19 protein-coding genes are annotated in these 19,591 nt (G+C 69.6%); 8 read left to right on the plus strand and 11 right to left on the minus strand.

The annotated features are described in order from the left end of the window. Positions 1-83: 83 nt before the first annotated feature. The 4 genes from NM961_RS18820 to NM961_RS18835 are packed head-to-tail and all read left to right on the plus strand — an operon-like array spanning position 84 to position 3,761. Positions 84-1,130, plus strand: coding sequence for an adenosine deaminase (locus NM961_RS18820; protein ID WP_255915959.1), 1,047 nt, complete (start codon positions 84-86; stop codon positions 1,128-1,130). Further along, positions 1,130-2,128 (plus strand): hypothetical protein, encoded by a 999-nt coding sequence (locus NM961_RS18825; protein ID WP_255915960.1) that lies wholly within the window; start codon positions 1,130-1,132, stop codon positions 2,126-2,128. The genes NM961_RS18820 and NM961_RS18825 overlap by 1 nt, the downstream gene beginning before the upstream one ends. Positions 2,129-2,173: 45 nt before the next feature. Beyond that, positions 2,174-2,527 carry a hydroxyisourate hydrolase gene (uraH, locus tag NM961_RS18830; protein WP_255915961.1) on the plus strand — a complete coding sequence of 118 codons (354 nt, stop codon included), beginning with the start codon at positions 2,174-2,176 and terminating at the stop codon, positions 2,525-2,527. Positions 2,528-2,537: 10 nt separating this feature from the next. After that, positions 2,538-3,761, plus strand: coding sequence for a urate hydroxylase PuuD (locus NM961_RS18835; RefSeq protein WP_255915962.1), 1,224 nt, complete (start codon positions 2,538-2,540; stop codon positions 3,759-3,761). A 224-nt stretch (positions 3,762-3,985) separates the two neighbouring features. On the opposite strand, the gene NM961_RS18840 is transcribed toward NM961_RS18835, so the two are convergent. Continuing rightward, positions 3,986-4,447 carry a DUF3060 domain-containing protein gene (locus tag NM961_RS18840; RefSeq protein WP_255915963.1) on the minus strand — a complete coding sequence of 154 codons (462 nt, stop codon included), beginning with the start codon at positions 4,445-4,447 and terminating at the stop codon, positions 3,986-3,988. Positions 4,448-4,777: 330 nt separating this feature from the next. Here NM961_RS18840 and NM961_RS18845 point away from each other — a divergent pair, with 330 nt between their 5' ends. The 3 genes from NM961_RS18845 (at position 4,778) to NM961_RS18855 (ending at position 10,114) form a co-directional block, all read left to right on the plus strand. Continuing rightward, entirely contained in the window at positions 4,778-5,578 is an 801-nt protein-coding gene (locus NM961_RS18845; RefSeq protein WP_255915964.1) for a hypothetical protein, read from the plus strand. Positions 5,579-5,912: 334 nt separating this feature from the next. Next, positions 5,913-8,537 (plus strand): winged helix-turn-helix domain-containing protein, encoded by a 2,625-nt coding sequence (locus tag NM961_RS18850; protein WP_255915965.1) that lies wholly within the window; start codon positions 5,913-5,915, stop codon positions 8,535-8,537. Positions 8,538-8,659: 122 nt separating this feature from the next. Beyond that, entirely contained in the window at positions 8,660-10,114 is a 1,455-nt protein-coding gene (locus tag NM961_RS18855; protein ID WP_255915966.1) for a choice-of-anchor Q domain-containing protein, read from the plus strand. Between the two features lie 117 nt (positions 10,115-10,231). Here NM961_RS18855 and NM961_RS18860 read toward each other — a convergent pair whose 3' ends face one another. From NM961_RS18860 to NM961_RS18870, 3 genes are all read right to left on the minus strand, one after another. Continuing rightward, on the minus strand, positions 10,232-10,495 hold the full coding sequence (locus NM961_RS18860) for a hypothetical protein (RefSeq protein WP_255915967.1): 264 nt from the start codon (positions 10,493-10,495) through the stop codon (positions 10,232-10,234). A 126-nt stretch (positions 10,496-10,621) separates the two neighbouring features. Beyond that, positions 10,622-11,014 (minus strand): hypothetical protein, encoded by a 393-nt coding sequence (locus NM961_RS18865; protein WP_255915968.1) that lies wholly within the window; start codon positions 11,012-11,014, stop codon positions 10,622-10,624. A gap of 154 nt (positions 11,015-11,168) precedes the next feature. Continuing rightward, entirely contained in the window at positions 11,169-12,182 is a 1,014-nt protein-coding gene (locus tag NM961_RS18870) for a zinc-dependent alcohol dehydrogenase family protein (protein ID WP_255915969.1), read from the minus strand. Positions 12,183-12,313: 131 nt separating this feature from the next. Here NM961_RS18870 and NM961_RS18875 point away from each other — a divergent pair, with 131 nt between their 5' ends. Then, complete coding sequence (locus NM961_RS18875) at positions 12,314-13,225, plus strand: LysR family transcriptional regulator (protein WP_255915970.1); 912 nt, start codon at positions 12,314-12,316, stop codon at positions 13,223-13,225. A 97-nt stretch (positions 13,226-13,322) separates the two neighbouring features. Here NM961_RS18875 and NM961_RS18880 read toward each other — a convergent pair whose 3' ends face one another. From NM961_RS18880 to puuE, 7 genes are all read right to left on the minus strand, one after another. After that, complete coding sequence (locus tag NM961_RS18880; protein ID WP_255915971.1) at positions 13,323-13,844, minus strand: hypothetical protein; 522 nt, start codon at positions 13,842-13,844, stop codon at positions 13,323-13,325. Between the two features lie 111 nt (positions 13,845-13,955). Further along, complete coding sequence (locus tag NM961_RS18885; protein WP_255915972.1) at positions 13,956-14,477, minus strand: ureidoglycolate lyase; 522 nt, start codon at positions 14,475-14,477, stop codon at positions 13,956-13,958. Positions 14,478-14,526: 49 nt separating this feature from the next. Next, complete coding sequence (gene alc / locus NM961_RS18890) at positions 14,527-15,534, minus strand: allantoicase (protein ID WP_255915973.1); 1,008 nt, start codon at positions 15,532-15,534, stop codon at positions 14,527-14,529. 103 nt (positions 15,535-15,637) lie between these two features. Further along, entirely contained in the window at positions 15,638-16,465 is an 828-nt protein-coding gene (locus NM961_RS18895; protein WP_255915974.1) for a cupin domain-containing protein, read from the minus strand. 192 nt (positions 16,466-16,657) lie between these two features. Then, positions 16,658-17,965 carry a hypothetical protein gene (locus NM961_RS18900; protein WP_255915975.1) on the minus strand — a complete coding sequence of 436 codons (1,308 nt, stop codon included), beginning with the start codon at positions 17,963-17,965 and terminating at the stop codon, positions 16,658-16,660. A gap of 96 nt (positions 17,966-18,061) precedes the next feature. Next, positions 18,062-18,568, minus strand: a complete 507-nt coding sequence (gene uraD / locus NM961_RS18905; protein ID WP_255915976.1) for a 2-oxo-4-hydroxy-4-carboxy-5-ureidoimidazoline decarboxylase — start codon at positions 18,566-18,568, stop codon at positions 18,062-18,064. Beyond that, complete coding sequence (puuE, locus tag NM961_RS18910; protein WP_255915977.1) at positions 18,565-19,497, minus strand: allantoinase PuuE; 933 nt, start codon at positions 19,495-19,497, stop codon at positions 18,565-18,567. Before puuE ends, uraD begins: the two co-directional genes overlap by 4 nt. Positions 19,498-19,591 lie beyond the last annotated feature (94 nt).

Raw genomic sequence — 19,591 nt, forward strand, 5'->3', positions numbered from 1 at the left:
AGCCCGCGGCAGCCCGGCGCGCCCTTTGCGCGGCCGCGGCGATGGTGCAGACTGCGGCGCCACGCCAGAGAGACGGAGCGCCCGTGAATCCAGCACCGCCAGACCGCGCCGCCCTGCTGGGCTTCGTGCGCGCCATGCCCAAGGCCGAGCTGCACATCCATATCGAAGGCTCGCTGGAGCCGGAACTGATCTTCGCCCTGGCTGAGCGCAACGGCGTCAGGCTGGCCTATGCCAGCGTGGACGAACTGCGCGCGGCCTATGCCTTCACCAATCTGCAGAGCTTTCTCGACATCTACTACGCCGGCGCCAGCGTGCTGCTCACGGCGCAGGATTTCTTCGACATGGCCTGGGCCTATTTCCTGCGCGCCAAGGCGGACAATGTCGTGCACGCGGAATTGTTCTTCGATCCGCAGACCCACACCGACCGCGGCGTGCCGTTCGAATACGTGATCGACGGCCTGAGCCGCGCGTGCGCGCAGGCCTGGCAGGAGCTGGGCATACGCGGGGAGCTGATCCTGTGCTTCCTGCGCCACCTGAGCGAGGAGGCCGCCTTTGCCACGCTGGAGCAGGCGCGCCCCTACCGCGACAAATTCATCGGCGTGGGGCTGGATTCCAGCGAGGTCGGCCATCCGCCGGAAAAATTCGAGCGTGTCTTCGCCGCCGCGCGCGAGCTGGGCCTGCACGCTGTCGCCCATGCCGGCGAGGAAGGTCCGCCGGAATACATCTGGAGCGCGCTGGACAAGCTCAAGGTGCAGCGCATCGACCACGGCGTGCAGGCGCTGCGCGATCCCGCCCTGGTGCAGCGACTGGTGCGCGAGCGCGTGCCGTTGACGGTCTGCCCGCTGTCCAACGTCAAGCTCTGCGTGTTCAAGGATCTGCGCCAGCACAACCTGGGCGAATTGCTGGCCCAGGGCCTGGTGGCCACGGTCAATTCGGACGATCCGGCTTATTTCGGCGGCTACATGAACCAGAATTTCGTCGAGACCTTCGCCGCGCTGGAACTGGATGCCGGCCAGGCCGTGACCTTGGCGCGCAACAGTTTCGAGGCCAGCTTCGCCAGCGCCGCAGACAAGGCGCGCTACGCCGCGCTGCTGGAGGAATGCTGCCGCGCGCACGGAGTCGCCGCCTGATGCCGCAGGCGCGGTGGCGGTTGCTGCCGCTGCTGGCGGCCGCACTGGCCGGGCCGGCCGCCGCGGCCGGGCCGCTGCTGCTGGGCGTGCTGCGCGGCGGCGACGATCCGCCGCTGCTGCGCCCCGCGCTGAGCCTGCAGGATGGGCAGTGGACCGGACTGGACAACAAGCTGGGCGAATCCGCCCGCGCCACCGGCCTGCCGGATTTTGCAAGAAGCAACAAAGCGGCGCCGGCCGCGGCCACGCCGCAGCAACTGGGCCATGTTCTGTCCGCCGCCGCCGCGGATCTGCGCCAGTGGCAGGGCCGCGACGGCGCGGGCCGGCCGCTGATGCGCAAGGCCGTGGCCGCGCGGGAGATGCAATGGAGCTGCGAACGCAGCTGGGGCTTGCAGCTGGACCGGCCTGCCGGCGGCGCCGGCGACTTCGTGCTGCTGGCCAATCGCGCGCTGGAACTGCGCGCGTTCGGGGCCATCGCCGCGGTCGATGCCGCCGATCCGGCCTGGCGCGCAGCCACGCCGGAGCAGCAGGGCGCCGCGGTCGATTTCTACCTGAGCACGGCGGCGCCGCGGCCGGGTGCCGCGGACGCCGCTGCATTGAAGACACAGCTGGCCGCGGCCACCGCGCAGACCGTGCGTACCTCGCGCGTCACGCTGGGTGACGGACGCCAGCTCGTCGCCGTGGTGCAGCAGCGCCAGGCCGGTGCGCCGGAGGACAGCTGTGCCGCGCCGGTGCTGGTCGACAGCGCGTTTTTCCGTATCGGCAGGGACGGCAGGCCGCAGCGCGTGGCCAGCCAGTCGGAAGTGCAGGACTGCGCCGACGGCTGGCAGCCGGGGGCGCGGGAAGAGCCGTGGATGTGGCTGGAAGCCGAGGGCCAGCCTTATCTGCTGCAATGGAACTACGGCGTCGAAGCCCGGCGCCTGGGTGTGTACAAGGTGGATGCGCGCACACTCGCACCGGGCGAGTTCGCGCTGGCCAGCGGCGGCGAAAGCGGCTGCTGATTCCTGTCTGGCGGGCACCGGCCGTCACGGCGGTTGGGGAGGATTATGGGAAAGCTGACCACACATGTGCTGGATACGGCCCACGGCCGTCCCGGCGCGAACATGGCGATAGAACTGTACGGCATCGCCGCCGGCGCGCGCCTGCTGCTGCGCCGCGCGGTGACCAATTCCGACGGGCGCTGCGAATCGCCGCTGCTCTACGGCGTGGAAGTGCAGGCCGGCATCTACGAGCTGGATTTCCAGGTCGGCGATTATTTCGCCGCGCTGGGCGTGGAGTTGCCGCAGCCGCGCTTTCTCGACGTGGTCACCCTGCGCATAGGCATCAGCGATCCCGGCGGCAACTACCATGTGCCGCTGCTGGTGTCGCCGTACAGCTACAGCACCTATCGCGGCAGCTGAGGCGGGCGGCGTGGGCGACTACTTGATCGAGTGCCTGACCTTCCTGCTGCGCTGGCTGCATGTGGTCGCGGCCATCGCCTGGATCGGCGAATCCTTCTACTTCGTCGCGCTGGACCGCGGCCTCAAGCCGCCGCGCCAGGCCGAGCCCAATCTTTACGGCGAATCCTGGTCGGTGCACGGCGGCGGCTTCTACCGCAAGCAGAAATACCTGCCGGCGCCGCTGCAGCTGCCCGAGGACGTGCATTGGTCCAAATGGAAATCGTATACGACCTGGATGTCGGGCTTCGCCCTGTTCACGTTTCTCTATCTGCTGTCACCGCGGATCTACCTGATCGACCCGGCCGTCGCGGCCTGGACGCCGGGCCAGGCCGTGGCGCTGGCGGTGGCCTTTCCCGTGCTGGGCTGGCTGGCCTACGACGGCCTGTGCCGCCTGCTGCATGACCGCGAAGACATGCTCGGCGCCGCCATCGCCGGCCTGGTGCTGCTGCTGTGCTATGCGGCGACGCAGATCTTCGCCGGCCGTGCGGCCTTCCTCATCGCCGGCGCGGTGCTGGGCAGCATCATGTCGGCCAATGTGTTCTTCGTGATCATTCCCGGGCAGAAAAAGATCATCGCCGCGCTGCAGCGCGGCGAGGCGCCGGATCCGCGGCCCGGCCAGCGCGGCAAGCAGCGTTCGGTGCACAACACCTATTTCACCTTGCCGGTGGTGTTCGCGATGCTGAGCACGCACTACGCCACGGCCTATGCGCATGCGGATGCCTGGCTGGTGCTGGCCGCGTTCATGGCTGCCGGCGCGCTGATCCGCCAGTTCTTCGTGCTGTGGCACAGCGGCGGCCGCGCCTGGTGGATGCTGGGCGTGGCGGCACTGGTGCTGGTCGGCGTTTTTGCGTGGATCAAGCCGCGGGCGCCGGCTATCGTCCCGGCGGCGGCCGCGCCTTCGGCCGCTGCGGACACCGCGGCGTTGCCGGCGGCAGTGCCCGCGAACCTGCCTGCGCCCGACAGCGCCGCCGTGCTGCCGCTGGTGGCGAAGCACTGTGCAGTCTGCCATTCCGCGCATCCGCAGCTGATGGGCGCGGCGCCCAAGGGCGTGCTGCTGGACAGCGTCGAACAGCTGGATGCGCACAGGGCGGCGATAGGCCGCCAGGTCGGTGTGCTGCGCGTGATGCCGCCGGGGAATCTCACCCAGTTGTCCGAGGACGAGCGGGCGCTGATCGCGCGCTGGGCGGGGCAGTAGGCAACGCAGCGCCGCTGCTGTGTCGACACACGCGCATTCGCAGCGGAGCCGCGGGGCGTGTCGGTTTCCGCTGCAGCGGGTTGCCGGATCGCCGGTACGCGAATTCTTCGGCCGGCCCCGGGCGCAGCGGCTCGCGTCAGCTCACGCAGCGCGCAGAAACAAAACGGGCGGGCTGCAAGGATCGCCGCGATCCTCGCGTCCCGCCCGCCGCCGTGCCGCGGCGCTTACATCACCTTGTTGCCGCTGCCTTCGTCCACCGTTTCCGGCTTGTTGCTGCTGTTGACCGTATTGTCCTTGCCGCGGAAATGCACGCGGCCATAGTCCGTACCCAGCAGCAGGTTGCGGTCGCCGGCCACCACGGCCGCGCCGACCTCGGTCATGTTCAGGGTGTTGTCCGAGCCGTCCACCGTCAGCGATTGCGTCTTCTGGTTCAGCACGGTGACGCCGCTGCCGATCACCTGGATGGCCTTGGCCTCGTCGACGTTCACCGATCCCTTGGAGGCACGCACGGTGATCGTGCCGCATGCTCCTTCGAGCACGGTGCTGAAGCCGTCGCGCGTAATCAGCACATCCTGACCGTCGGTACACGTGGCGCCGCTGGCCGGATCGGTCAGCGTGCCGGCCCAGGCCGGCAGCACAGCCAGGGCGAGCAGGGCGCAGGAGAGCGGCAAATGGAATCGGCGCATGAATCACTTCCTTGGTGATGGGAAAAACCGAGCATAGCCGGCCTGCCGGCGGCAGGACCGCGGCGGCGGTCGCAGTTGAGGCGTGCGCGGTCCGGGTTCGGGCGGCGGCGAGGGTCGTGGCGGTCGCGCTTGTGGCCGGTTCATTGCAGCAGTGCGGCCAGCCCCATGCGGTTCGGCAATGGGGCCGTCGGCGTGGCGAGGGCGGCAATAGCTGAACTCTGCGCAAGGCGCCGGATGTGCCGGCGGCGCGAACTTCAACCCGCCGTGCCAGTTTCCCGCGCCGATTCCCGTCTTTCCCGGATCGTTCCGGAAATCCTGCAAGGGCAGCCCATGAATCTCCGTGCCTCAGTCCTGTTCTCCGCCGGCCTGGCCGCCGCGCCGGCATTGGCCATGGACTACAGCGACCACTGGTGGAACCCGGCCGAATCCGGCCGCGGCATCATGATCGAGCAGCGCGGCGCGCGCGCTTACGCCATCGTCTACGACTTCCGCGACAACGGCCTGCCGGTCTGGTACATCGCGCCCGGACTGAGCGTGCGCAGCGCCGCGGCGGATGCGCCGCCGGTGCTGAGCGGCGCGCTGTTCCGTGCCTTCGACAACGGCCCCGGCACCACGCCGCGGATCGAGGCCGACCAGGTCGGCGAAATCACCATCGAGGGCGAGAGCGTATCCACGGCACGCGCGGTCTACACGGTATCCGGCCGGCGCAGCGAACAGCCGCTGCAGCGGCTGGACTTTGCCGATACCCGGCCCGAAGGCCGCTACCTCGCGACTGTCGCGACCGCCGATACCGCGGCATCGGTCCAACCGGCCGCGGATGTCGCCAGCGTGCTCTTCACCGCCGCGACCACGCCGCAGGGCGAATTCGTGCTCAGCTCAGAAAGCGCCGGCGCGGCCGGCGTCGTGCGCTGCAGCTACAGCGGCGACGGCGGCCCGCTGTATGTGCAGACCGGCCGCACGGCGGCGATCCGCGCGCGTTCGCTGTGCAATGGCGCCGCCGGCACGCTGCTGCTGCGCGAGATCGAATTCACTTCGGCCGGATTCACCGCCCGCATCGACGAAACCGGCGCCAGGAACATAGCGGGCGGCCGGCTGGCCGCGCTCCGGCTGGGACCTGTGCCGGCGCAGTGAACATCGTGGCGGCAGGAAACCGCGGAAACGGCCTGCGGCCTGTTCGCTGGCACCGCTGCGGACAGGCCGCGCTGATCGTCCCTGGCGGATTGCGTTGTAAAAGACGCGTTTCTTTCACGCTGTGCCGCGGTTGCCGCACCCGGCGGCGTATGCCGGCGAGGGCCGGCTTCGCGGCAGCGCCGGAGCTTGCGCGCCGGTACGAACGCCGCCGCGGCCCTGCCATCGCCGCTGCTGCCGGCAGAGCGTTCTGAAGACGTTGGCCGGCCCTGTTCTCTCGCTTCCGCGGTATCGCGCCGATTCACAGCCGCGGCATTTTGCCGATAATGCGCGGATCATGCAGGTCTCTGTTTATCGCGTCGGCGATTTCGCAATCCATGTCACGCAGCGCCGCCTGATGCGCCTGGGCCAGCCGGTCGAGTGCGAGCCGCGCGTGTTCGATCTGATCGTCTACCTCATCGGGCAGCGCGAGCGCGCAGTCGACAAGAACGAGCTGATCGCCCACCTCTGGAACGGCCGGCCGGTCAGCGATGCGTCGCTGTCGCAGGTGGTCTACAAGGCGCGCAAGGTGCTGGGCGGCGATACCAACGCCTGCATACAGACGGTGCACGGGCATGGCTTCCGCTGGATTGCCGCGGTTGTGCCGGTTGCGGCATCGCCGGCCGCCGCGGCCGCCGCCGCCGCGCCGCAGCCCGCCGTTGCCACGGCGGCTGCACAGCCCGCGCTGCCTGGTGCGGCGCAAGCGGCGGCACTGGCCGCCGCGGCTGGCGACGATTGCGGCGCGCTCCGTGTACCGGCTTCGCCCGCTGTGCAAATGGCCGCTGGAACAGGGTTGCCGGCTGCGTTCGCGACGGCGATGCCGGCCGTCGCGCCGATGCCGTCTCCGTTGGCGGCGCCGACGCCGGCCGCGGCGCAGACACCGACTGCACCAGAGACCCCGACGCCGGCTCCGCCGCGCACATCGGCTGCGCCCGCACCGCCGCGAATCCGCTACCGCCGCTGGCTCGGCGCCGCGGCCGCCGTGCTGCTGGCCGGCCTCATCCTGACCGGCTGGCCCGTGGTCCGCCACCGCGCCGATGCGGCGGCACCGGCGCGCCTGCTGGTGCTGCCGGTGGACGTTGCCGGCGGGCTGGAGGAATTGAGCTGGGCGCGGCTGGGCATGATGGGGCTGGTCGCCAACGCGCTGGAGACCGAGGCGGGCCTGGCCATCGTCGATCCGGCCATCGTGCGCCGTCTGGCCGTCGGCGATGCCGGCTCGCCGGTGCGGCGCCGCACCTGGCGCGAGGCCACCGGTGCCGGCTACTCGCTGACCCTGCGCCTGAGCCGCGCCGGCCCGCTGCTGCAGCTGGATGCAACACTGGACGGCGCGGAGGGCACGCAGCAGCGCAGCCTGTTCGGCGAAGAAGCCGGCCGCCTGGCGCTGGACATGAGCGCCGTCGTGCGCGGCTGGCTGGATCCGCGTCCGCGCGGCGAAGCGCCGCCGGGCGAACTGGACGGCGAAGTCGCCGCGACCTATGCGCTGGGCACCGACGCCTACCTGCGCGGCGACCTCGACGCGGCGCGGCGCTATTTCACGCTTTGCGTCGCGCGCAGCCCGGAGGCGCTGCAGCCGCGTCTGCAACTGGCGGCGGTCGAACTGAAATATGCCGCCGTGCAGCGCGCGGCCGAACTGGTCGAGGAAGTGCTGCAGCGTGTCGATGCCGCGCACCCGCCGCAATTCGCCGTCGATGCGCAGCGCATGCTCGGCGAGGTCGAGCTGCAGCGCGGCCGCATCGATGCGGCACAGGCGGCACTCGAACGCGCCCGCGCGCTGCTGCCGGCCGCGGCGGCGCCGGCCCAGCGTGCCGCAATCCTGGAAAGCCTGGCCCATGTCGCCGCACGCAGCGGACGCTATGCCGAAGCCGCGGCACAGCTGCAACAGGCGCAGGCGCTGTTCAGCGCCGCCGGCAACGCGGTCGGCGAAACCCAGGTCTGGATCAGCATGGGCGTGCTCGAACGCATGCGCGGCCGCACCGGCGCTTCCGAGGCCGCACTGTTGCGCGCCCTGGGCCTAGCCCGCGCCAGCGATGTGCCCTGGCAGCAGTCGCTGGCCGTGGCGCGCCTGGTGCAGTTGTGGGTCAACCAGCGGCGTTTCCGCGAGGCGGTGCAGCTGGGCGAGCCGGCGTTGCGGCAACTGCAGCCGCCGGCGCCGCGCGATACCCGCACCGAGCGCCTGCTGTTGCTGGAAATTGCCAATGCGCGGCTGGAGCTGGGCCAGGCCGCCGTCGCCTACGGCTATGCAACACGCGCGCTGACGTTGGCGGAGAAGGGCGCGGATGCGACCGGCGCGGCGATGGCGCGCGTGATGCTGGCCCAGGCCGGGGTCGCGCTGCAGCAGCCGCGGGCGCTGGAGATCTACCGCAAGGCCATCGACGACTGCGTAGTTACCGGCCAGCTGCCGCGCGCGGCCTATCACATCGCGGTGCTGGCCAGGCTGCAGCGCCGCGCCGGCGATGCGGAAGGCCTGCGTGCGTCGGTGGCCTGGGTGCAGCGCCTGGCCGCTTCGGCCCAGGCCTCCGACATGAGCGCTTATGCCGCCGCGGCCCAGGCCCAGCTCGCGGCGCACGACGGCCGCGGCGGGGAAGCCCTGCAGCGCTTGCGCGATGCGCGCAGCACGGCGCTGCAGGCCGAAGACCGCGTCAGCGCCGAGGACCTGGCCCTGGAACACACGATGCTGGCCCTGGAACTGGATCAGCCCGAAGCGGCCGGCGCGACCCTGGCCGAACTCGGCCCGGAGAGCGAAGCCGAAGGCGATGCCCTGGCCCTGGCCGAGGCCTGGCGCCGCGCGCGCGGCGAGCTGGCCGATGCCGACAGGCTGTTCCGGCGCCGCGATGAACTCGATGCGCAGCTGCCGCGGCCGGACGCGGCGCTGCTCGACGGCGCCGCGGCCGTGCTGGACGACACCGCGGGTCCGGAAATCTGATCTTTTGAAATCAAAGGGTTGGTGAGAATAAGAAATTCTTGAAACGAGCGTGAAGCGGCGCCGCCCGGCGCCGGCTCTACTGGCCGGACCGCGCCGTGAGGCGCCTGTTCCGAGTCTCGTTCATGCTTCTGTCCCGTTTCCTCCTGATCGCCGCGTTCGCGGCCGCTCCGGCTTTGGCTGCCGACTACACCGTCAACACCGCCGCCGACAGTGGCCCGGGTTCCCTGCGCCAGGCCATCGCCGACGCCAACAGCCATCCCGGCGCCGACACCATCACCCTGGGCAATGTCGGCACCATTGCACTGACCGGCGGCACCTTGCTGGTCACCGACGACCTGACCGTGCGCAGCAGCGGCGGCGCCCAGGTCGGCCTGCGCAACGCCGCCGCCGCTCAGTCCGTCGCGGCCTACGACCCGGGCCGCATCTTCCTGCTGCGCGGCACGGTGGACCGCAACATCACGGTCACGCTGGAGGGCCTGGTGCTCAGCAATGGCCTGACCCGGGGCACCGTCGATGCGAACGGCATCGTCACCGACAACGGCGACGGCGGCGCGGTGCGCAGCGAATACGTACACCTCACCCTGCGCCAGTGCACCCTGGCCAGCAACCAGTCCGCCAACGATGGCGGCGCGCTGTGGCATTACGTGGGCAACCTGCTGATCCAGGACAGCCATGTTTCCGCCAACAGCGCCGATTTCCACGGCGGCGGCGCGCATATCGCCGGCGGCCAGATCAACCTGCAGCGCGTGCGCTTCTACGGCAATACCGCGCCGTTCGGCGGCGGCCTGGCGACGATCGACATCGGTACCTACGTCTCCATCCAGGACGCTCACTTCGACAACAACGAGGCGCTGCACACCGGCGGCGGCGGCTATCTTCTGCTGGCCTCGCTGGACATGGCGCGGACCACGGTCAGCGGCAACAGCTCGGGACAGGCGCAGGGCGCGGGCTTTTACCTGGTGGCGCCCACCGATGCGCCGGGCACACCGCTGCACATCGCCAACAGCACGTTCTCCGGCAATGGCACGGCCAATGCCACGGGTTCCGGCGCCGGTGCTGGTATCACCCTGAGTGGCGGCCGCATGCTGCTGCGCAACAGCACCGTCTACGGCAATCCCCCGGCCGGCGGTGCTGCGCGCATCGGCGGCGGCATCTTCGTGCGTGCGGGCGACAATCACCTGGAACTGGAAAGCGTGCTGGTGGCCGCCAGCGACGTCGCCCGCGAAGTCGACGAGGAGAACCCGGACAACAGCATCCGCGCGCGCCACAGCCTGATCCAGGCCGTACCGGCCATGGGCACGCTCAACGCCGGCGACAGCGAAAACCGGGTCGGCGTGGATCCGCAGGTCGCCCCGCTGGCCAACAACGGCGGCTACGCGCCCACCCATGCGATCGCGGCGGACAGCCCGGCGCGCGATGCGGGCGACAACATCCTGCCGTTCCTGTGGACCGACCAGCGCGGCGTGGACACCACGCTGGGCAAGACCTTCAACCGCTACTACGGCCGTCCGGATATCGGTGCCTACGAATATCTGGGCGAGGACACGATCTTCTTCCACGACCACGAAGAACACTGATCTGCGGGACGGTGCCGCAGCCCGGTTCGGGAAGCGGACTGCGGCACCGTTTTTGCGCACCGCTGCAAGTCGCGCTCATCGACAGGCGCGCGGACAAGCAGCGCAGCCAGCCTGCCGCTAGCGCCGGCGCCCGGCGCGCGCCAGCCAGTAGCCCAGATAAGCGCCCAGCAGGGCCATGAGCACCACGACGAGAATCTCCCAGGGCGCGGGCAGGCTGGCCTTGCCGTGCCGGCGGGAGCCCAGGTCTGCCGAGAAAAAGGGCAGCATCTTCTTTCCGAGATAGCCCATTCCCAGCGCGCAGGAGGGCATCAGCAGCAATGTGCGCAGGCCGCGGGCGCGGGCTGCGGCAGTTTCCCTGGCGCGGGTTTTTTCATCGTCCATAGCGGCTCGGTCGTCGTCACGTGCGGCATCTGCTGCGCCGGGGGTATCGGTACGAAAGGCGCTGGCTGGGATTATTCACCGGGCAGAGCGTGTGCGTCCGCACAAGCCCCGTGCGCCGGCCTTTTTTCAGAAACCCAGGTCTTTCCAGGCGTAGTACATGCCTTGGCTGAAAAGCCGCGCCTGATTGTCCGCGTCCACCCAGGGATAGCGTGCGTGCAGGGCCGCAGCGAAATCCTCGCGCCGTGCGTTCGGGCCGGCGGCTTCGGCCAGCGCGTAGACCGTCTGATGCCCGAAGCGCATCGCCGCCTGGCAGATTGCATTGATCGCGTCGCGCTCGGCCGCCGACAGCGCGGGCTGCCGCTGGGCCAGGCGTTCCTGGATGGGCTGGAGCCAGTCGCTGCCCCATTCCATGGCCAGATTCAGGCCCTGATTGAGTACGGCATCGCGCGCCGCCGCGGCGGTTGCCGTCGCCGGCGCCGGCGCCGGCGGCGTGCCGCAGTTTTTCAGCCAGGTGAACATGATGCGGCCTCTCCCGCTGATCGCAGTACGTGGAGGCCCGTGGGTTGGGAGCGCCGGCGTGCCGAGTATCGGCGGTTTGCCGGGAGAGTTCGAGCTGCCAGGCCGCCGCGCCGGCGGTGCGCGATCCGGCCGACCGCGCGCCGGTGTGTGGGGCTCAATCCACCGCGATCACGACCTTGCCGAAATGGCTGCCGCTGGCCAGGTATTCATAGGCGGCGCGCGCCTGGTCGAAGCGGAAGACGCGGTCGACGGCGGGCCTGATCCGGTGCAGCGCGACGAAGCGCGCCAGGTCCTCCAGCATCGCGCGGCTGCCGACGTAGATGCCGGTCACATGCCGTGCGCCGCGGATCATCTGCGACGGATCGACTTCGCTGCCCCAGCCGGAAACGCCGCCGACGACGGCGACCGTGCCGCCCATGCGGGTGGACAGCAGCGACTTGCGGAAGGTGCCGGCGCCGCCGACCTCGATCACCACTTCCACACCGTTGCCGCCGGTGGCGCGCAGGACGTGCTCGTGCCATTCCGGCGTGGCGGTGTAGTTGATCGTCACATCGGCGCCGAGCTGGCGTGCGCGCTCCAGCTTGGCGTCGCTGGAGGACGTGATGATGGTGTGCAGCCCGGCCGCCTTGGCCAGTTGCAGGCCCCAGACGGAAACGCCGCCCGTGCCCAGCAGCAGCACGCTGTCGCCGGGCCGCACGCGGCCTTCGACAAAGAGCGAATTCCAGGCCGTGGCGCCGGCACAGGTCAGCGTGGCGGCTTCGGCGTAGTCCAGGTGATCGGGCACCTTGAACAGGGAATCCTGCGAAACCACGATCTCCTGCGCCAGCGTGCCGTCGATCAGGCCGCCGAAGGAATGGCGCGAGTTTTCCGGCGTCTGGCGGCCGTCGATCCAGGCCTGGAAGAAAGTGGTCGCGACGCGGTCGCCGGCCTGGAAGCGCGTGACCCCGGCACCGACTTCGACCACTTCGCCGGCGCCGTCGGACGCCGGAATCACCGGTCCGGAAGGGCCGCCGTTGTAGTCGCCGCGAATCATCATCAGGTCGCGGTAGTTCAGCGCCACCGCGCGCACGCGCACACGCACCTCGTGCGGGCCGGGCGCGGGCAGCTCGCGCGTGATCGGCACTATGCCGTCGAAATGCTTGCCGGGATGTACGTGATACGCCTTCATGTCGTGCTCCGCTGGGGATGGACCGGTCCGCGGCGGAAAACCGCGCCGGAATGGCTGCGCACGATATAGGTTCTTGAATGTCTCCAGTGGAGATATTCAGTACTATCTCTGTATCCATAAGGGAACCAATTATGGCGATGAACGACCGGCTTACCGGCATAGACACCTTCGTCCAGGCCGTGGACGCGGGCAGCTTCGCCCTGGCCGCCGAGCGCCTGGGCCTGACCCGTTCTGCCGTCGGCAAGGCCGTTGCGCGGCTGGAACGCCGCCTGGGCACGCGGCTGTTCCAGCGCACCACGCGCCAGCAGAGCCTGACCGAGGACGGCCAGGCCTATTACGAGCGCTGCGTGCGCGCCCTGGCCGAACTCGATGCCGCTGCGGCCGCCTTCGACAGCGGCCGGCGCGAACCGGCCGGCCGCCTGCGCGTGAGTGTGCCGCTGCTGTTCGGGCGTCATTGCGTGGCGCCGGTGCTGGCAGGGCTGGCCGAGAAGTATCCGAAGCTACAGGTGGAAATTTCCTTCAGCGACCGTGTGGTCGACCTGGTCGAGGAGGGCTTCGATCTCGCCGTGCGCATAGGCCCGCTGCGCGACAGCGCTACGCTGGCGGCGCGGCGGCTGGGCTCGCAGGCCATGGGCATCTGCGCGGCGCCGGCGTATCTGGCGCGGCGCGGCACGCCGCGCACCCCGGCGGAATTCGAGGGACATACCGCCATCGTCTACGGGTTGAACGGCTCGTCCGCGCAATGGCGCATCCGCGATGAGAGCGGCGCGCTGCAGGAGCCCGTGATCGCGAGCCGGTTGCGCCTGGACGACGTACAGGCCATCGCCGATGCCGCCGTGGCCGGACACGGCCTGGCCTGGCTGCCGTGCTGGCTGATGGCGCGCTACCTGGCCAGCGGCGAACTGGTGCTGGTGACCGGCAGCCGCAACACCGTGGCCGCCGACGTGCATGCGGTATGGCCGCAGTCGCGCTATCTGCCGACGCGGACGCGGGTGGCGATTGATGGGCTGGTGGAGAAGGTGGCTGGGGTTCTGGGTGCCTGAAGCCGCGGCCCCGCGCTGCAGTGTTTTGTGCGCTCGGACCGCATGGGCAGGGGGCATGCAGCAAAGCGGGATTCGGACTCGCCAAGCCGGTGCCGGTTCAGCGGCCCAATGCCTTTCCGATTTTCAGGCGGATACCGGAAACCTGTCCTTTCTGGTTGTAGAAGATTTCCCCGCAGACGAAATCCGACGAGTACGAAAACTCGTCGAACGCTATCTCCAGGGATCCGCTCAGCGCGTACCAGTGCGTGGTGAATTGCCGCGACTGACGGATTGTCGTCAGATTGACCGTGGTATCTGAATCGGGCCCGTCCAGTTCCATGGACAGCAGCGGTATTTCCCGGGTGCGCGGAATCTCCCTTGAATAATGCCGCCGCGTTTCATCCCAGTTTCCGGGATAGATCCCCAGCAGCTCGACGCCTGAAATCACGCCGCCGCGCATTTCAAGGCTGACGATTTCCCCGGATTTCCTGATGGCCCGCAATCCCGTGAGGCGCCTTTCCTGGGACTCGTGCCAGCCGCCAAGATCGAAACTGATATCGATGAGGCTTGCGTCGTTGTACACGGACAAGGACGGATCCTGGTCCAGCCAGAACGCCCCGGTGCGCAGGAGCTGGATCATGACGGCGGTCTCCGGATGGCTGTGCGCGTGCGCGGCGATGAGCGCCTGCAGGGAAGTGCGTAGATGCGGCGTCGAAGGCGTGGTTCCGCAGCGCTAGATCCGGCAGCCTCGTCAGATTGCCGCCGCGACTATCCGATAGGCCGCGGAAAGCTCCACTTCATCGCAATTGTTCCCCGGCCCGGCCCGGTCGATCACCAGGAAATCGCTGGTTTGTTCCAGCGCCAGCAGCGGGTAATGCCAGGTTCCCGGCCGGTAATTCACGCCCTGGCCGTCGCGCGCGAGAAACGCCCGCGGTACAGCCGCCGGATCCTCGGCGACCACGACGAGGTACGGTCGCTGCGACAGCGGCACAAAGGCCTGGCTGCCCAGCGGATGGCGTTCCAGCATGGTCACGGTGAAGGGCAGTTCGCGCGGCTGGGCGCGGAACAGGCTGAGTACGGGGCGGCCGCCTTCGCGGCTGGTGTCGATGGCGGCCAGGTCGTGGAAGCGCGTGGTGGTGCCGGCGTTGATGGCGTAGTGGCTGGCCGCGGCGGCGGCTTCGATCACGTCGCCGAACGGGGCGAAGGCGGCGCGGGTCAGCGGTTCCACGCGCAGCGTGACAAGGTCGGCCGCGGTGGCGGTAGCGGGATTCATGCGCTGCGGTCCTGGCGGCGGCAGGGAGCGTAAACGCAGGCCGCGCGCATCATGCCGGCCTGCCGCGCAGGCGCAGGCGCGAGACGCCGCCGTCCGGGTGGATGTTGAAGCGCACATGCGTGATCGGCGCATGCGCCAGTATCTCGCCGCGGAAATGGTGCTGGTGATCCATCTGCAGTTTCTGCTCGGGCAGCAGCAGCGGCCAGAACATGGCCTGGGTCACCAGCGACTGCGGCGTGCCGGCGGCGACGCTGGCGCCCTGTAGCGAGCAGCGGTCGGGGAAATTGCCTTTGAAATGGCAGGTGTCCACTTCAATCGCCTCGATGCTGCCGGGCAGGGCCAGGGCGATGATGCACCAGTCGTTGCCGGGCTCGCGCCGGCGCCGGGTTTCCCAGCCGTCGCCCATGTTGACGCCGCGGCCGGGCAGCAGCAGGCGGCTGGCCAGACCGAAATGTTCGTTGTTGGCGGCGACTACATGCGCGCCGTTGAGTGCGCTGGCCAGATCGACCAGGCCGTCTTCCTCCGGTTCGCCGCCGAACTGCGGCGTGGCGAAGACGCGCAGCCGCGCCAGGCCGCCATCGGGATACAGGTTCACGCGCAGGTGCGTGCAGGGCGTCTCGTCGCCGATGGCGAAGTAATGATGGCTGTTGCCGCCGAGGTTCACCGGCGGCAGCAGCGGCGTCCATTCGGTGCTGGCATCCGGATCGCTGCCGATCAGGTAGCAAGCCTCGATCGAAGCCGCCGGCGGAAAATTGCCGGTGAAATGGCTGGTATCCAGATCCACGCCGTGGACGCGGCCGGGCCGGGCCAGGCGCACCACGCACCAGTCGTGGCCGCTTGTGCGCTTGCGCCGCGATTCCCAGCCGTCCATCCATTTGCCGTTGTCGTCGTACTTGCCGGGAATGAACACGGCGGGCTCGGGATTGAGCATGCGCGACTTGTCGGCGAAAAAATCGTCGCTGGCCGCCAGTGCGACCGCGCCCAGGCGCGCATCGGCCAGGTTCACATGGCGGCGGACGAATTCGGGGGCGGCGGGATCGGCGGCGGCGACGGCCATGCGGGACAACCTCGGCAATGCGGATGGTGCCGCGATCCTGCACCGGCCGGGAAAAAAGGTCGAGAGGCGCGCGGCCGCGGCGGCGCGGTACCGCCGTGCCTTGCTAGGCCTGGCCTTGCTGATACTTGCGCGAGGACTGCTCCCAGCTCAGCAGCGGTGCATGCAGCACACCGTCGCTGTCGAGCTGCGCCGCGAGCGGGTCCACCAGTTCGAGGGCGAACGCGCGGCCGTTGGCGTCGATGTCCTGCACGATCACGTCCAGTGTGGCCGAAGCGTCCTGCTCGGCGACGAACCAGTGCACATTGCCTTCGCGCGCGCTGATCGCGGCGCTGAAGCCGGGGCCGGCACGGGTGTCCAGGCGCGGGCGCAGGCGCAGCGCGCCGGCATCGCGGCCCAGCCTGTCATAGGTGCGCACGTGCAGCTTGCCGGCGACCACGGTATGCGCCGAGACCATGCCGCGATGGCCGTGCGGCGTGATGACCTGGCCCTTGGCGAAGACGAAATACGCCGCGGCGAAGGCGGCGCGGCGAAGGCTGCCGTCGACGTCGGCCAGCGTGACGAAGCTCTTCACCGGATCTTTGCCAGTGCGCGTCAGGGTTTCGAGCGCGCGCTGGAATTGCAGTTGCGGCAGGAATTCTTGCAGTGCCGTGGCGCCGTTGAGCGCATCAATTTCGCGGCGCCAGCCGGCGCTGGCGATGCGGGCGGCCTTGAGCTGCTGCGACAGGTGTTCCACGCGCTGCAGCCAGTCGCGTGCATCGCGCGCGCCGGCCATGCGCGGGTCGGCGCGCAGCAGCGGGGCGAGGGCGCAGGCGCTGGCGAACAGGCCGATTTCAGCCAGGAAGCGGCGGCGCGGAATGGCCGCGGCGGTTTCGGAGGCAGCTTGCTTTTTCCTGGCCATGGCGCGTGCGAAGTCGGCGGAGACGTCGGCCAAACTGTCTGCGCGGCCGGCCCGGCGCGGGCCGGAAATCTGGCTTTTTCCGGGCGCGGCGCGGTGATTGTCGAAATCCCGCCGCGTCACCTCGAACGCCGGGGGCCGGTGCGCCACGACGCACTGCACCGGCGGTCGTTCCGCCGGCGCAGATGCGGCAGAGCGCGGATGCCTGCCCCGCGTTGTTGCGTCGGCTCAGAAACCGCTGCGGAAGATCCCGTCGCCGTCCAGCCAGGCGCCGGCATAGTGCGTGCGGCCGTTGCCGCCGTTGTAGATGCCGGCCAGGATCAGGCGGCCGGGCGCTAGCATCACGCCGGCCAGGGTCAGCAGCGGATAGCCCGATCCGGTCAGCACGCTGCGCTTTCCCTGCACGCCGAAGGTTTCGTCGGGCTGGCCGTTGGCGAGCAGGCGTACCAGGCGCACGGCGCGCTCGGGTTCGACCACGGGACGGCCTATCACCAGTTTGCCGTCGGCGCCCAGGGCGGCCATGACGTCGTAGACCGCGCCAGAGCGTTCCTCGCCGGCGAAATCGACGATGCGCACGCCGCCGTTGCCGTAGCTGGTATCGGGCTGGCCGTCGGCGAGCAGGCGCAGCACGGTGATGCGGCCTACGTTGCTGGCGCCGGCGGCGAGGTTGCTGGTGCCTATGGCCAGGATGCGGCCGTCGGGCAGCGGCAGGAGCTTTTTCACGTAGCCGCGCTGGTCCGGCGTGAAGCTGGCCGTGCCCTGCGTGCCGAAGCTGGTGTCCAGGCTGCCGTCGGGCAGCAGCCGGCGCACGATCATGGGATATTCGTTGGCCGTGAATGTCGCGCCGCCGAGCAGGATGCGGCCCTGGGCATCGCGCGCGAAGCTGAGTATGGCGGCGTTGTTGGGCAGGTTGAGCTGGCCCGTGCCGTTCCAGCTGGTATCGAGCTGGCCGGCGGCATCGAAGCGCACGATGGCGTCGGGCACCTTGTCGATCAGCAGCCAGGCGCGGCCGCTTTCGTCGACCTGCATATCCGCAAGTACGTCCTGGCTGGTGCCGGGATCGATCTGGTTGCGGCCGAGGTTGCCGTAGCTCTGGTCCAGCGCGCCGTTGGGCAGCAGCCGCGCGATGCCCACGTCATAGCTGCTGCCGACGCGGCCGGCGACCAGCCATTTGCCGCCGGGGGCGCGCACGATGCGGTTGCCGTAGGCCGGATAGTCCGCGGCGCCGTTGCTGAAATCCACCTGGGCGAAGCCGCCGCTGCCGAAGCCGCTGTCGATGGCGCCGTTGGGCAGGAACCGGGCCACGGCAAAGCGCGCGGCGATGCTGCCGTTGGTGACGCCGGTCACGCCGGCTACGACGATGCTGCCGTCCTCGCCCAGTGCCGCGCCGGATTCGCCGAGCTGGTACAGCGGTCCCTGGATGCTGTTGATCGCCAGATTGCCGGAAGCGAAGCCGGGATCGGGGTCGCCGTCGGCGGCCAGCAGCGGTGCGGCGGCGCCGCACAGGGCGGCGAAGAGCAGGGGGCGCATTTTCATCGGACTTGCCTTTCTGTCGCGCAGGGCGGAAGTGCTGCCTGCGCAGGCAAGGACGGAACCGCGTCGCGGAAACCGTCGCGGCTTGCCGAGGTGCGGTCAGGCCTGCAACAAGGCCTCCAGGCGCAGGCGCGCAATGCGTTCGACCTGATGCAGGGCTTCGGCGAATTCCTCGTCGCGCGGGTTGTCCACGCGCGCGGCCATGTTGGCCAGGATGCTGTCGCGGGTATGGCCGCGCACCGCCAGGATGAAGGGAAAGCCGAAGCGTTGCTCGTACTGTGCGTTGAGTTCGTGCAGGCGCGCATATTCCCCGGGGCTGCACTGGTCCAGGCCGGCGCCCTGCTGTTCCCGGGTGGACGATTCCGTCAGCTCGCCGCGCAGCGCGGCCTTGCCGGCCAGCTGCGGATGGGCGCGCAGCAGGGCGAGCTGGGCTTCCTCGCCCGCATCGACCACGGCCTTGCACATGGCCGCATGCAAGGCATCGAGGCTGGCAAAGGGACGCAGCGGCCAGGCTTCCTCGGCTACCCAGGGCGAATGTTCGAAGATGCCGCCCAGCGTGGCGCGGAACGCGGCGAGATCCAGCTGATCGAGTTCGTCCAGGGTCATGCGGCCTCCACAAAAGGATGACGGCGTATCCAATGCTGAGCGATGTCGATGCGGCGGCAGACCCACACGTGTTCGTGCCGCGCGATGTGATCGAGGAAGCGCTGCAGCGCGATGAAACGGCCGGGCCGGCCGAGCAGGCGGCAGTGCATGCCTACCGACAGCATGCGCGGCGTATGTTCACCCTCGGCGTAGAGCACGTCGAAGCTGTCGCGCAGGTAGTCGTAGAACTGGGTCGCGGTGTTGAAGCCCTGTGGCGTGGCGAAGCGCATGTCGTTCACGTCCAGCGTATATGGCACCACCAGATGCGGCTTGCGGCTGCCGTCGGCGAGCGTCACCTGCGTCCAGAAGGGCAGGTCGTCGCCGTAGTAGTCCGAGTCGTAGACGAAGCCGCCGTGTTCCACCACCAGGCGCCGCGTGTTCGGGCTGTCGCGCCCGGTATACCAGCCCAGCGGCGCGCTGCCGGTGAGTTCGCGCTGTATCGCCACGGCGCGCTGCAGGTGTTCGCGTTCCTGCGCCTCGTCCATGTGCTGGTAATGGATCCAGCGCCAGCCGTGCGAGGCGATTTCGTGGCCGGCCTCGACGCAGGCGCGGGTGAATTCGGGATTGCGCTGCAGCGCCATGGCCACGCCGAATACGGTCAGCGGCAGGCCGCGGCGCCCGAACTCGCGCAGGATGCGCCAGGCGCCGACGCGCGAGCCGTATTCGTAGATCGATTCCATGCTCATGTGACGCGCCGGATAGCTGGCCGCGCCGACGATCTCGGACAGGAACTGTTCGCTGCCGGCGTCGCCGTGCAGCACGCAGTTCTCGCCGCCTTCCTCGTAATTGAGCACGAACTGCACGGCGATGCGCGCGCCGCCGGGCCAGTCGGCCCGGGGCGGATTCGCGCCGTAGCCGACGAGGTCGCGCGGGTAGTCGGATGAGGCCATGGGCGCTGCTCTGGCTGAACGAACGCGCAGTGTCGGCGCTGCCGCGTCCGCTGCGCAAGCTGCGGCGCGGCCGCAAGGCCGGCGCGAGTTGCTA

Source organism: Tahibacter harae, from assembly GCF_024437735.1.
In the GTDB taxonomy this organism is placed as follows: Bacteria; Pseudomonadota; Gammaproteobacteria; order Xanthomonadales; family Rhodanobacteraceae; genus Tahibacter; species Tahibacter harae.

Coding starts and splice junctions, on each gene's coding strand:
- NM961_RS18825 (WP_255915960.1), top strand. CDS start 1,130: ATGCCGCAGGCGCGGTGGCGGTTGCTGCCGCTGCTGGCGGCCGCACTG.
- uraH (WP_255915961.1), top strand. CDS start 2,174: ATGGGAAAGCTGACCACACATGTGCTGGATACGGCCCACGGCCGTCCC.
- NM961_RS18840 (WP_255915963.1), bottom strand. CDS start 4,447: ATGCGCCGATTCCATTTGCCGCTCTCCTGCGCCCTGCTCGCCCTGGCT.
- NM961_RS18845 (WP_255915964.1), top strand. CDS start 4,778: ATGAATCTCCGTGCCTCAGTCCTGTTCTCCGCCGGCCTGGCCGCCGCG.
- NM961_RS18850 (WP_255915965.1), top strand. CDS start 5,913: ATGCAGGTCTCTGTTTATCGCGTCGGCGATTTCGCAATCCATGTCACG.
- NM961_RS18855 (WP_255915966.1), top strand. CDS start 8,660: ATGCTTCTGTCCCGTTTCCTCCTGATCGCCGCGTTCGCGGCCGCTCCG.
- NM961_RS18860 (WP_255915967.1), bottom strand. CDS start 10,495: ATGGACGATGAAAAAACCCGCGCCAGGGAAACTGCCGCAGCCCGCGCC.
- NM961_RS18865 (WP_255915968.1), bottom strand. CDS start 11,014: ATGTTCACCTGGCTGAAAAACTGCGGCACGCCGCCGGCGCCGGCGCCG.
- NM961_RS18870 (WP_255915969.1), bottom strand. CDS start 12,182: ATGAAGGCGTATCACGTACATCCCGGCAAGCATTTCGACGGCATAGTG.
- NM961_RS18875 (WP_255915970.1), top strand. CDS start 12,314: ATGGCGATGAACGACCGGCTTACCGGCATAGACACCTTCGTCCAGGCC.
- NM961_RS18880 (WP_255915971.1), bottom strand. CDS start 13,844: ATGATCCAGCTCCTGCGCACCGGGGCGTTCTGGCTGGACCAGGATCCG.
- NM961_RS18885 (WP_255915972.1), bottom strand. CDS start 14,477: ATGAATCCCGCTACCGCCACCGCGGCCGACCTTGTCACGCTGCGCGTG.
- alc (WP_255915973.1), bottom strand. CDS start 15,534: ATGGCCGTCGCCGCCGCCGATCCCGCCGCCCCCGAATTCGTCCGCCGC.
- NM961_RS18900 (WP_255915975.1), bottom strand. CDS start 17,965: ATGAAAATGCGCCCCCTGCTCTTCGCCGCCCTGTGCGGCGCCGCCGCA.
- uraD (WP_255915976.1), bottom strand. CDS start 18,568: ATGACCCTGGACGAACTCGATCAGCTGGATCTCGCCGCGTTCCGCGCC.
- puuE (WP_255915977.1), bottom strand. CDS start 19,497: ATGGCCTCATCCGACTACCCGCGCGACCTCGTCGGCTACGGCGCGAAT.